Source organism: Geothrix sp. (genome assembly GCF_049292215.1).
Classification (GTDB): Bacteria; Acidobacteriota; Holophagae; order Holophagales; family Holophagaceae; genus Geothrix.
In genome coordinates, this window is the sequence record NZ_JBATQW010000071.1 from 157594 (window position 1) to 169999 (window position 12406).

Below are 12406 nucleotides of genomic sequence, written 5' to 3' on the forward strand. Positions count from 1 at the left end.
CGTCACTTTGGCCGATCGGGTGGACGAGATCCGTCAAGACCGAATCGGGTTCTCAGATTCTCCCGAGTCAATGAATCGAACACGGGACCAAGGGCTGCCGGAAGTGGGCCCAGGTCTGAGAACCCAGGGAAGGTGGCGAACCGTCCCAGCCGGGCAATGTTGATCCGATCATGAGGTTCGCGGCTCAGGTTGTAGCGGGGGGTCGCGTATTCCAGGTAGCGGTTGGTGTCCGTATTGAGGGGGAAGACCTCCCTGGTCAGGAGGTGGTCCACCTCCTGGGCTGTGAGCAGGCGACCGGCCAGCAGGCCTGCGAACCGGACCGGCAGGGTGGTCGGCTCCGGATCATTCCAGGGATTGCGCTCGAGGACCCGTTTGAAGGCCGCAGGTTGAAGGGTCAGCGCGGCTTCGCTGGCGATGAGGATGCCCTGGCCGCCCACGATCCAGAACTCGACAAATGGAAAAACATCATGAAGGGTGTTCAGCACGGAGCCGAGCTCTTCGCTGCCGATATGGTGGATCTGAATCCACTGCTGGAAGACCCCCCCAGGTTTGAGTCGGGCCTTGGCGAGCCGGTAGAACTCGCGGGAGTAGAGGCTGGTGGAGCCGGCGAACCAGACGCTGCTGATCTCCATGGTGATCAAGTCGTACTGGCGCCGCGTCAGGAGCAGATGGTTCCGGCCGTCCTCCAGAATGAGATTCACATTGGCCTGTTCCAGCACCCGGCCATTGATGTGGGGGAACATGACCCGGGCCGCATCGACGATGCCTGGCGCAATCTCCGCAATATCCACCCGACTGAAGCCCATGCGGTGAATGACCTCAGCAGAATGGCCCGACCCCAGGCCAATGACCAGGGCATCGTCGAAGGTGCGGGTATGAAGGAAGGGCACCATGGCGAATCCGGTCTGAGCATGGACTTCGCCCGAATCGTTGGCCTGGAACTTTCCGTTGGTCAGCAGAGTCCGGGTGCTGGGGCCTTTGGGGTCGGGGGAATTTGGAGTGCTTATGACCGTGGTGATGCCGCCGAGCGTGTCTTCGTCGAAGTAGAGCAATCGTGATTGCGGCGTGACATGACCCGGCTGGAAGTAGACATGTCCCCCGGAGGTGAGCAATAGCCGATTCCAGGCAGGCTGATTGCCCCACATTCCACCGAGAAGGATGCCAGACGCGAGCAGCACCCAGCGGACCCCACCTTGGGCATACACAAGGCTCAGCACCAGCGAGGCGACGACGCTCATGAAACCGAAGGCCATCATGCTGCCTTCACTGCCCAGGGTAGGAATCAGGTAGAAGCCTGAAATAAGGGCGCCGAGAACGCATCCGATGGAATTGGCGGCTCCGACCCGGGAAGCCAGCACGGCTCGGCCGCCGCCTGAGAAAAGATCTAGTCGGAATAAGGCTGGGTAGACCATGCCGAACACGACCGCAGGGGGCAGCAGCAACCTGCCGGCCTGAACCCATCGCAACAACTCGCCCTGTCTGAAGGAAGTCAGGTTTGAACCCCAGACGATGAATTCGATGGGGACTTCCGACCACTGCCGGTGTTGCCAGGCCAAGGCAAGGCCCCCAACGAGCAAGAGCAGCGCCAGCGAAGAACCGGAGGCGGGCCGGCGGTCCTTGAACAGGAGGGTAGAGAGGACGCCACCGATGCCCAGGCCGATGAGCACCAGGGCCAGCATGGCGGCGAAGGCATAGATGCTGTTGCCGAGCACCGCGGAGATCAGGTGGGTCCAGACCACTTCGAGCCCGAAGAACAGGAAGCCGGAGGCGAATGCGATCCCAAGAAGCGCCCAGTGAGGCTCTGATCTGGAGGGCTCTGTTTGGTCGCTGAGCGTGTTCTGTTCAGCCTTCTCGCGGAGGGTGGAGCGGATCTGGCTCAAGCCCCAGGCCGCCATGGCCACGAGCGCATCGAGCAGGAAGGTCAATCCCAGGGCGCCTGTGAGCCCCCAGTTCTGGAAAATGAAATAGGGGCCGGCCAGGGCTCCAAGTATCGCTCCCGTCAGGTTGAGAGTATAGAACCGCGACATGGCCCGCCTGGGCTGGGGAACCCGAAGCAGGTGAAGGGCCTCGACCATGGCGGGGAATGTGGCGCCCATGGCCAGCGTCGGGGGAAGGATCCAGATGCAGGCCACCAACCCTCGCAGGAACTGGAGCACCCAGAAATGCCCGACTCCCAGACGAAGCAGGGGCACAAACGCCGCCACCAGCAGGTCGGATCCGAGCAGAAGCAACAGGGACCACAGGGCGATCGCGAGTTCCAGTGCCGCATACAGTCGCAATGGATTGCCGACGCGGGAAGTCATCCTGGGATAGAGCATCGCCCCGAGGGTGAGCCCCAGGAAATAGACGGCGAGCACCACGGCTGCGGCGGGGGTGCTGGCCCCGAGAAGGCTGGAGAGGAGCTTCTCGAAGCTCTGCTCGGCCAGCAATCCCGTAAAGCCGGTGGTGATGAAAAGGAGCCCAAGCACCTGAAGAGCCCGTTTCAGTCGGGCATGGCGAAACAGGAGTTCGATCCTGGAAAGCAGGTGGGCCATGACCTATTCCTTTGGCGGGTCGGGCAATTGATGGGCTTTCTCGAAGGCTGCCGTATCCCGGTCCATCTGCTCACGACTGGATTTCCAGCGCCCCGTCCGCTCATAGCCCTTCCAGTCCTCGCGGTAGTACACGCCCTCATCCTCGGGGTTGTAGGTGATGATGTGATTCCCGCGGACCAGAGCCGTGGAGAGAGGAAGCCTCTTCTCTGTCTCCTTGGATGTGTCCTCGCAGAACCAGATGCCGCTGGGGAGAAAGGTGGTCGAGGAAAGAATGTCCTTTGGGTTGATGCCGGCTTTCCCGGGTTGTGCGGGCGGGGCGAGCGAGACAGCTGAACCAGCAGATTTGGCCTCTTCTGCCCGCTTGGCGCTCAGTGCTTCCTGACGCTGGCGCTCCAAGTGGATGGCCCTGATGGTGGGCATCTGGATGACCCGACCTTCTTGGGTGGGAGCAAGCTTCAAGGGGGCCTCGCTCATCAACCAGGCCTGGATGTTGTCCCTGAGGTCCAGCCAGGAATAGACGGATTCGGGCTGGAAGGACCAGGTGGTTCGGCCGAACCCATGGATGGGGATGATGATGCCTTCAGGTTCGAGCGTGAAACCATGTATTCCCGTGAAGGTGGACAGCAACTCGTTCTTCTCGTTCACGATTCCGGGGAAGGTCTCTCCATGGTCGGATGTCACCAGCCCAGACAGTTCCGGGTAATCACGGCCCCAGGTCTCGAGGAACGGCTTCAGGCGCTGGAGCAGGAACTTCGATCGGGCCTCGAAGTGGCGCTGGGCATTCGCTCGAGGACCGACTCGGGCACCCTGATCCCGCCGAAGCTCCGAGTCTGATGAATAGGGCTTGTAGGAATAGGAGCTTCGCCACAGCCACTTCCAGCCCGACAGGGCCCTGATCTCCTCGAAGCGGAGAATGATGGGGGCGTGAAGTTCGCAGTTGTGCGAGGACACCCAGTTGTGATTCTTTAACTGCCGACCAATGTCCCGGTAGTAGGCGTTCGTGTCACTCCAGGTGTTGCTTGTCTCCACGGGAGAAAGGTAGTTCTGGGCCCAGGAATACACGGGCCAGCAGGTTCCGAATCCGAGGGTGAACCAGTATTTCCATCCCCCTTCGGGCTCCAGGACGGTGGTGAACAGGTTGGGCTGCAGGCCGAAGGCCGGCGTCAAGGAATCATCGATAACGAATGCGGTCCTGATTCCCCTGAGCTCGGCCGTCCGGAGGAGCGTCAAATCATCGGGTTGCTGGAATTCACGCCAGGAGGGCATGACCTTCGAGAAGCGCATTCGTTCGACGGGTGCGCCGAAGAGAACGTTCCAGGTCATGCGGGTCGCAGGCAGGGCACACACCGAGGTCACGCCCTCGGAAAGCTTCCATTCCGGCATGGCGCGTTCAAAGGTGTCCCGCCGGAGGGCATCGAAGGAGACGAGCATCAGCCGCCGCTTTTGAGTCGGAAGGTCCGGGGGGCCGGGCATGAACCGCCGGAAAACATCGTGTGGCACCAGGATGAGAAGTACGAGTGCTGCCAGGATTCCGAATAGTCTCGGCCAGCGAAGGTTGCGTGAGGCGGTCCACACGGCTCGGGCCATGAGACCTGCACCGGCACCCAGGAAGATCAAAATAGCGAGTGCCATGGGCATGTGTTTGATCCAAGGCAGCGTGGCCAGGGCTCCAGGAACCAGGCAATAGAGCACGCCGTGAAACCAGAAGAGTGTGGCCGCTCCAATCAGGCATCCCTTTCTGAATGAAACATGCGAAGGATCCTGCTCACCGATGCCGACGAGTGAAATGAATCCTGTGATCAGTCCGATGACAAGGCTCACCACCAGGGCGGTCAAAGCCCATACGAGAACTGCATTGAGCATGACTCCGGTGAGTTTCACGCCATCCAGGAATGGGTGCGGCTGATCCTTGATGATGACTGCCGCCCGGGTTCCCAGCAGCGCCCATGCCAGGCCCCAGACCAGAAGGACACCTAGCATCCACAGCACTTTCTGGGTGGTATTCGCCTTCATTCAGAACCTCGTAGGTGCTTGACGGACAACATGAAAGGGCAAGTGATCATCCTATCCGCACCAGGCATTTTGCCCAGCAACACCCGTGCCGGGCCCGCCACAGGTGATTGCCAGGGAGCCAAGCCTGGGCCTCCCTGCACGACCGTAGGGTGGTGAGGGAACCTACAGACTTCCCAACAACTCCCTCGCCCCCCGATGCCTCGGATCCAACTTGAGGGCCTCCTGGGCTGCCCCCCGGGCTTCGTCCTTCCGACCCAGTCCCAGGAGGATCTGCCCTTTCCGCCAGCAGGCGCTGGGGTAGCCGCCGGAGCCGCCTTCGAGGGGTTCGCGCAGGGCCTGGTCCAGGGCCAGCAGGCCTTCGGGCCGGTGCAGGCCGCTGATGGCGGCGACCTTGCCGAGTTGCAGGCGGAGCAGGCTGGGGGCGTCCACTAGGCCGAGGTGGTCATGCACGACCTTCCAGGCGGTCTCGGGCTGGCCGGCGTGGAGGTAGGCGTCGCTGACTGCGATGACGCCGCGGGCGCGGGTGCGCACACCTGGCAGCAGGCGCGGGGCCTCGGCCAGCAGGCGGGCATTCTTCCCGGCTTCGCCCAGGGTCTGCTTGGCGGGCTTGCGGTCCAGGGCGTCCAGCCACTGGCCCACCACTTCGGGATCCTGGGGGGCCTTGGCGAGGGCGCGGCCGAACCATGGCTCGGCCTCGCGCCACTTGCCCTCCTCCACCAGGATGAGGGCCTGCAGCAGGTCCCCCCGGGCTGGGGCGATGGCGCGCAGGCGCTCAGCGCACCGCAGGGCCTTGCGGGTGGACCCGCCGAGCAGGCCGGGCAGCAGCTCGTAGGCGAGGCCCAGGCTGGTCCAGGCCGGCACCAAGGTGGGGTCGGCCACCGTGGCGGCCCGCAGGTCGTCCATGGCGTCCAGGGCGCTGCGGAGCGCGCCGAGGTCGCGCTGCTTGATGGCCTCGCCGGCCCGCGCCAGGCCCCGCGCCAGGAGGGCATCCGCCAGATCAGGCTTCAGGGCCACCGCGCGTTCAGCCGCTGGGAGCGCCTCCCCGAATCGCAGGAAGCTCGAGAGCGCCTGGGACTTGGCGGCCCAGGCCGGTGCGTCGTTCGGGTGCTCGCGAAGGCGCTGGTCGGATTCGGCCAGCACCTTGAGGTAGCGGCCCGCCTCCAGGTCGGCGCGGAAGGCCGGGGCCTGGGCCTGGAGGACAGAAAAGAGAACGACAGGCGCGATGCGGATCACGGGGCCCCTGAGTGAGCATGCCAGGACAGGATTAACAGAGATGACAGGTGGGGTGAACAGGAATCGAGACTGGGCCTCCCCGACCCCCGATCTGGTGGATTCCCTTGGCTTTGGTGTATCCTGAGTGATTGTTCGGACATGACTCTGGAGGAGCTCGCATGGCGACCAAGGGTGGACTGCTGGAAGGGAAGCGCGGCCTGATCATCGGCGTGGCCAACAAGCGGTCCATTGCCTGGGGTATTGCCCAGAAGGTCTCGGAAGCCGGGGCCCAGCTCTGCCTGACCTACCAGAACGAAAGGCTGGGTGACAATGTCCGGGAGCTAGGAGCCGAGCTCAAGAACCCGCTGATGCTGATGATGGACGTGGGCAGCGACAGCCAGATCGTCATGGCCTTCGACGAGATCCGCAAGAAGTGGGGCCGGCTCGACTTCCTGGTCCATGCCGTGGCCTATGCCCCGAGGAGCGCCCTGGAGACCAGCTTCGTGGAGACCAGTCGTGAGGACTTCCGCGTGGCGCACGACATCAGTTCCTATTCCCTGGCGGCTGTCAGCCATGCCGCCCAGCCCCTCATGCCCGACGGCGGCTCCATCGTCACCATCAGCTACCTGGGCAGCACCCGGGTGGTGCCTGGCTACAACGTCATGGGCGTGGCCAAGGCCAGCCTGGAGGCGAGCGTGCGATACCTCGCCGCAGACCTGGGGCCCCAGGGCATCCGGGTGAACGCCATCTCTGCCGGGCCCATCAAGACGCTCGCCGCCTCCGCCATTCCCGGCATCGGCTCCAAGCTCAAGCACCACCGCTCCCATACGCCCATGCAGCGGGACACGGATCAGCTCGAAGTGGGCGATGCCGGCGTGTTCCTGCTCAGCGACATGGGGCGCGGCGTCACGGGCCAGGTGCTCTACGTGGACGGTGGCTTCAGCATCATGGCGGGGTGATTCTGTCAGGGGTTCCACGCTGCGCGCACACCCCCGGCCCCCCGCCCTCTCAGCCAGGCGAAGCGGTGCTTCGCTGGAAGCATTAACACATCGAGATCCCCCGCTTAGGTTTTCTGCAGGGTCGCCAGCACCTCGATCACCTCGGCCACATGCCCCTTCACGCTGACCTTGGGCCAGACGTGGCGGATGATGCCCTTGGGGTCGAGAAGGAAGGTGCTGCGGATGATGCCCTCGACCTCCTTGCCGTACATCATCTTCTTGCCAAAGGCGCCGAGGGGCTTGAGCAGCGCCAGTTCGGGATCCGAGAGCAGGCGGAAGGGGAGGTTCTGCTTGGAGATGAAGTTCTGGTGGCTCTTCAGGCTGTCGCGGCTGACACCGTAGACCTGGGCGCCCAGGGACAGTACCCGGGCAAGGTTGTCGCGGAAGTCGCAGGCCTCGGTGGTGCAGCCGGGGGTGCTGTCCTTGGGGTAGGCGTAGAGCACCGTCCAGCGGACCTTAAAGTCCTTGGCCGTGACCGTGGCGCCCTGGTCATCCTGCAGGGAGAAGGGGGGGATGGGGTGTCCAACGAGTGCACTCATGGGGCCAGGGTAACGCAGAGAGTGTGACGGCCGGCGGGGGCGATTCCCGACAAAATGGGGGGTGAGGGCCACCATGAACCTGACTGACTACCTGGCTGCTGAATGGAGACCCGCCCTGGGTTGCACGGAGCCCGCCGCCGTAGCCTACGCGGCCTGTGTCGCGGCCGGGCAGGGGCAGGGCGAGCCACGGATGGTCCGGCTGGTGCTCGATGCCCGCACCTATAAGAACTGCCACGCCGTGGGCATCCCCAACAGCGGGCAGAAGACAGGCGTCCTCTGGGCGTTGGCCCTCGGTGCCGTCCTCACGGATCCGTCCCCGGCCTTGCAGATCTTCCAAACCCTCACGCCGGAGGCACTCGCCCGCGCCGCGCGCCTGCTCGACCGTGGCGCCGTCCACGTGGAGGTGGACGCCTCCCGCACGGAGCTCTTCATCGACTGCACCGTGGCCTGCGAAGGGGGTGTGGGACGGGCACTCCTGGAACGGGAACACACCCGGCTCACCCGCCTGGAGATCGACGGCGTTGCCCAGCCGTTGCTGATACCGGAGGCGAACCCGGGCGGAACGAACTCCATCCGGGAGCAGGTGGGAAACCTGGCGCTGGCGGACCTGCTGGCCTTGGCTGGCACCCTCACGGAGGCGGATCGAACCCGGCTGAGGGAGGGCGTGTCCCTGAACCTGGCCATGGCCGAGCACTGCGTGGGGCTCCTGCCGCCGGGCTTCGTACCAGGTGCTGACGCGGATCCTTGGCTGCGCATCCCCAGGCTGGTGAGCGCCGGCGTGCTGGGCCGCATGTCCGGTGTGCCGCTCACGGTCATGTCCCTGGCGGGTTCGGGGAACAAGGGCATCACGGTCGCCGTGGCCATGGCCTTGTGGGGCCGGCAGGCCGGGCACCCGGAGGCGCGCATCGAAGAGAGCCTGGCCCTGGCCTGCCTGCTCACCACGGCCACCACCTACCGGCTGGGCACCCTGTCGGCCATTTGCGGCGCCTCCAATGCCGCGGGCATTGGCATCGCCGCGGGGCTGGTCAAGCTCGGTGGCGGGACAGCAGCCCAGATGGACCTAGCCATCCACAACATGGTGGGCAACCTGGCCGGGCTCATCTGCGACGGGGCCAAGATCGGTTGCGCCATGAAGGCGATGACGGGTGTGGAGGCCGCCTTCCGGGCCGCGGACCTCGCCCTGGCGGGCTTCGGCATTCCGGCCTCCGATGGCATTGTCGGCGCGAGTGGTGAGGCCTCCCTGGTCAACCTGGGTCGACTCGCCCAGCGGGGGATGGGCGGGACCGACACGGAGATCCTCGACATCATGCAGGCCAAGCTGGGATCGGCCTAATCAGGCCGGGAGACGGGATCGGCCGCTTGGGTCAGAACTCCATGCCAGTCCCAGCACCACCGCGAGGACTGCGCAGCCCAGGCAGTAGATCAGACAGAGGGCCAGGAGCAAGGGCCGCATGGCGTATCCAGGTGCTTCCTCCAGGATGCGCCGGGCGGCGGCATCGAGAAAGATACATCCTGGCGCCAAGGGTAGATGGGTGTTGCTACTCTGATTGCCTGGAGGCCCGCTTGGCGGATCTTTCGAAATCCAAGCTCTGGTGGTGGTGGCCCCTGATGGCCCGCCATCGGCGGACCCTCTACTGGGGGCTGGCGGCCACGGTTTGGTGCAGCGTGGCGGCATCCGTGGTGCCCTACTGGTCCGGCCGGGCCGTGAATGCCCTGGAGCACGGCGACTGGCATGGCTCCAGGGTCTTCCTGGCCTGGATGCTGGGCTTCACGGCCGTGGCGGGGCTCGGCCGCTACCTCATGCGGAACACCCTCATCGGCCTCAGCCGGGTAGTGGAGCGGGAACAGCGGGAATCACTCTACAGTTTCCTGCTGGCTCGGCCCTTCGCCTTCTACGAACGCCAGCGGGTCGGCGACCTCATGTCGCGGGTCGGCGATGATGTGGGCACCGTACGCATGGCCACTGGGCCTGGGCTCATGAGCTTCCTCCAAGTGCTGTCCATCCTGCCGGTGACCCTGGCCCTGATGTTCCACACCAGCTGGCGGCTCACCTTGGCGGTGATGCTGCCCTTTTCCTTCCTGGCTCTGGGCTTCTACGTCATCGGGAAGTGGAGCCACATGGTGCAGCAGAAGCTGCAGCTGGCCTTCTCGGCTCTCTCAACATTCAGCCACGAGACCATCAGCGGTGAGCGGGTGGTGCAGGCCTTTGGGCTGGAGGAGGCGCGGGTGGCGCAGTTTGGGGCTCTCAGCCGCCGCCACGCCATGCTCAGCATGAAGCAGTCGGTGATCTTCAGTGCCTATGCGCCGCTCTCCGCCTTCATCGGGGGTGTGTCGGCCCTGATCCTGGTGGCCTACGGGGGCAGCCTAGTGGTACGGGGGGCCCTGACGCTGGGGGACCTCACGGCCTTCACCGGCTTCCTGGTGGCCCTGGCCTGGCCCATGATGAGCCTGGGCTGGTCGGCGAACTTGTTCCAGCGTGCCAAGGCCGGTCAGGATCGGCTGGATCAGCTACTCCAGAGCCCGGAGGCGTCCCTCCCGCGGGCCGAAGTGATCACCTTGCCAGAGGTTCCGGCGGCACTGAAGCTCGAGGCGGTGACCCACCGCTTTGAGACTGGACGTGGCCTCGGCCCCCTCGATCTCGCCCTGGCCCCCGGTGACAGCCTGGCGGTGGTGGGCAGCATCGGCTCGGGCAAGACCCTGCTGCTCCAGGTGCTGGCCGGGCTGCGGGAGCCTCAGGCTGGGCAGATGCTCGTGGATGGGGAGCCCCTCTCCGACCGGACCCTGCGCCGCCACTGGGCGGGCCTAGGCTGGGTGCCCCAGGAGGCCTTCCTGTTCTCGGACACCCTGCGGATGAATCTGGCCATGGGCCGACCGGACGCCTCGGATGAGGAGATCTGGGAGATCGCCCGGGTGGTGGCCATGGACGACCTGATCCGCCGCCTCCCCGAAGGCCTCGATACGGTCGTGGGTGAGCGGGGCGTGATCCTCAGTGGAGGCGAGCGACAGCGCACAGCCCTGGCCCGGGCCCTCCTCCGCCGCCCGCGTCTGCTGTTGCTGGACGATGCGCTCTCCGCGGTGGACGCCGAAACGGAGAGCCGGATCCTGGAGAACCTGAGGAGCTTCCTGGGTACCTCAACGCTGGTCCTCGCCACGCACCGGGTGTTCGTGGCCGAGACCTGCGCCCGGGTCCTGGTGCTCGAGGAGGGAAGGGCGATCCAGTTCAGTGAGCCCGACACGCTGGCGGCCCAGCCGGGTCTGTTTTCCCGGCTCAAGCGACTGCAGAGCCTGGAGCGGGAATTGGTGCGGGGAGCCTAGGCACCTTTCAGGAACGTCACCTTGTTGATCTCGGCGAGGTAGGCCCCGCTCCATTGAGAGCTCCCCTGCGGGATCGAAACGGTGATGACCCGACTCGATGTAGGGTCCGTTCGCGGGTGGGACTATGCCCCTTCTCTGAAAGTCACCTTGTTGATCTCGGCGAAGGTCGTGATCCCCATCCTGACCTTCTCGATGGCGCTCTCCCGGAGGAACTGCATGCCGCCCCTCCGGGCGGCGGCCTTCACTTCCCGCACCGGGGCCCGCTGGATGAGCAGCTCACGGATCTCGTCATTGAGGCCCATGAACTCGATGATGGCCTGGCGGCCGCGGAAGCCGGTGCCATGGCAGTCCACACAGCCCACCCGATCGAAGAGGGTGGCGCTGCGCAGCCAGGCCTCGTCCACACCGTTCTCCTCGAGCTCTTGCGGGGTCGGGATGGGGGCGGGGCGCTTGCACTTCGGGCAGAGGACACGGATGAGGCGCTGGGCCAGGATGCAGTTGAGGGAGGACACGAAGTTGTAGACCTCGACGCCCATGTGCTGGAACCGGCCAAGCACGTCCAGGACGTTGTTGGCGTGGACGGTGGTGAAGACCAGGTGGCCCGTGAGGGCTGACTGGATGGCAATCTGGGCGGTCTCGGGATCGCGGATCTCGCCCACGAGGATCTTGTCGGGGTCATGGCGCAGGATGGAGCGCAGGCCCAGGGCGAAGGTGAGGCCCTTCTTCTCGTTCACGGGGATCTGGGTGACGCCCTCGAGCTGGTATTCGACCGGGTCTTCGATGGTGATGATCTTGTCCTCGGGCGATTTGATCTCGCTGAGCACGGCATAGAGGGTGGTGGTCTTGCCGGAGCCCGTGGGGCCGGTCACCAGGAACATGCCGTAGGGCTCGCGAGAGAAGCGGCGCAGGCGCTTCAGCTCGTTTTCGGAAAAGCCGAGGATCTCCAGCGAGAGGGACTGGAACTCCTCGGTGAGGTTCTCCTTGTCCAGGATGCGGATGACCGCGTCCTCGCCGTGGATGGTGGGCATGATGCTCACGCGGAAGTCGATGGCGCGGCCCCGCACCTTGAGCTTGAAGCGCCCGTCCTGGGGCTTGCGCTTCTCGGCGATGTCAAGCTCGGACATCACCTTCACGCGGCTGATGATGGGCGAGGCGAAGCGCCGGTCGATGGGGTCGGCCGCGGGGTAGAGGCTGCCGTCGATGCGGTACTTGATCTGGAAGCCTGTGGACATGGTCTCCAGGTGGATGTCGGAGGCGCGGCGCTGGAGGGCGTTGAAGATGGTGGTGTCCACCAGCCGGACGATGGGGGCCTCATCCTTGTCAGTCAGCCGCTCCAGGTCAAGGACCTCGTCGTCCCAGTCCTCCTCATGGAGCACCTGGACCTTGAGCGCTTCGCCAGCCTCATCCATGACCTTCTGGCCGCTCTCGGACTTCTTGAGCACTTCTTGGATCTGGGCCAGGGGGGCACCGGCGAACCGGAGGGGGCGCTTGAGGCTCAGCCGGAGCATGTCCTGGGTGGGGATGTCCAGAGGATCGGCCATGGCCAGCCAGAGGACGCCTTCCCGCTCCTGCACCGGCACGAAGTGGTGCTTGAACATGAGGTCGAGCGGAAGGGCCTGGAACAGGGCGAAATCCACAGGTTCCCGCGTGAGGTCCAGGGTCGGATAGAGCTCCTTGGCGGGCCTGAAGTCGGTGATGGCCTGATCGCCAGTGGCGGCGGCATCCGAAGGAACCGGGGGGTTTGATGTGGACATGGAAGCATCCTAGCGGAACGAGCCGGGGCCCGAGTGGCCAG

Annotated in this window: 8 protein-coding genes; 3 read left to right on the forward strand and 5 right to left on the reverse strand. The window is 65.0% G+C overall.

What is annotated here, in order from left to right; translation table 11 throughout:
• Window positions 1–2: 2 nt before the first annotated feature.
• The 3 genes from WAS25_RS12950 to WAS25_RS12960 form a co-directional block, all read right to left on the reverse strand.
• Window positions 3–2534, reverse strand: coding sequence for a fused MFS/spermidine synthase (locus tag WAS25_RS12950; protein ID WP_422312747.1), 2532 nt, complete (start codon window positions 2532–2534; stop codon window positions 3–5).
• Window positions 2535–2537: 3 nt separating this feature from the next.
• Complete coding sequence (locus WAS25_RS12955; protein ID WP_422312749.1) at window positions 2538–3965, reverse strand: hypothetical protein; 1428 nt, start codon at window positions 3963–3965, stop codon at window positions 2538–2540.
• Between the two features lie 744 nt (window positions 3966–4709).
• Window positions 4710–5780 (reverse strand): tetratricopeptide repeat protein, encoded by a 1071-nt coding sequence (locus WAS25_RS12960; RefSeq protein ID WP_422312751.1) that lies wholly within the window; start codon window positions 5778–5780, stop codon window positions 4710–4712.
• 158 nt (window positions 5781–5938) lie between these two features.
• Here WAS25_RS12960 and WAS25_RS12965 point away from each other — a divergent pair, with 158 nt between their 5' ends.
• Window positions 5939–6718 carry an enoyl-ACP reductase FabI gene (locus tag WAS25_RS12965; protein WP_422312753.1) on the forward strand — a complete coding sequence of 260 codons (780 nt, stop codon included), beginning with the start codon at window positions 5939–5941 and terminating at the stop codon, window positions 6716–6718.
• Between the two features lie 104 nt (window positions 6719–6822).
• Here WAS25_RS12965 and WAS25_RS12970 read toward each other — a convergent pair whose 3' ends face one another.
• Window positions 6823–7296 (reverse strand): peroxiredoxin, encoded by a 474-nt coding sequence (locus WAS25_RS12970; protein ID WP_422312755.1) that lies wholly within the window; start codon window positions 7294–7296, stop codon window positions 6823–6825.
• Between the two features lie 73 nt (window positions 7297–7369).
• Here WAS25_RS12970 and WAS25_RS12975 point away from each other — a divergent pair, with 73 nt between their 5' ends.
• Both WAS25_RS12975 and WAS25_RS12980 read left to right on the forward strand, forming a co-directional pair.
• Window positions 7370–8629, forward strand: a complete 1260-nt coding sequence (locus WAS25_RS12975) for an L-serine ammonia-lyase, iron-sulfur-dependent, subunit alpha (RefSeq protein WP_422312757.1) — start codon at window positions 7370–7372, stop codon at window positions 8627–8629.
• 230 nt (window positions 8630–8859) lie between these two features.
• Complete coding sequence (locus tag WAS25_RS12980; RefSeq protein ID WP_422312759.1) at window positions 8860–10611, forward strand: ABC transporter ATP-binding protein; 1752 nt, start codon at window positions 8860–8862, stop codon at window positions 10609–10611.
• Between the two features lie 122 nt (window positions 10612–10733).
• Here WAS25_RS12980 and WAS25_RS12985 read toward each other — a convergent pair whose 3' ends face one another.
• A complete protein-coding gene (locus WAS25_RS12985; protein ID WP_422312761.1) occupies window positions 10734–12365 on the reverse strand; it encodes a GspE/PulE family protein in 1632 nt (543 codons plus the stop codon).
• Window positions 12366–12406: the final 41 nt, after the last annotated feature.

Bases quoted from the DNA above. Each gene is read 5' to 3' on its own strand.
- WAS25_RS12985 (WP_422312761.1), bottom strand. From the start codon at position 12,365: ATGTCCACATCAAACCCCCCGGTTCCTTCGGATGCCGCCGCCACTGGC.
- WAS25_RS12950 (WP_422312747.1), bottom strand. From the start codon at position 2,534: ATGGCCCACCTGCTTTCCAGGATCGAACTCCTGTTTCGCCATGCCCGA.
- WAS25_RS12975 (WP_422312757.1), top strand. From the start codon at position 7,370: ATGAACCTGACTGACTACCTGGCTGCTGAATGGAGACCCGCCCTGGGT.
- WAS25_RS12970 (WP_422312755.1), bottom strand. From the start codon at position 7,296: ATGAGTGCACTCGTTGGACACCCCATCCCCCCCTTCTCCCTGCAGGAT.
- WAS25_RS12965 (WP_422312753.1), top strand. From the start codon at position 5,939: ATGGCGACCAAGGGTGGACTGCTGGAAGGGAAGCGCGGCCTGATCATC.
- WAS25_RS12955 (WP_422312749.1), bottom strand. From the start codon at position 3,965: ATGCTCGTCTCCTTCGATGCCCTCCGGCGGGACACCTTTGAACGCGCC.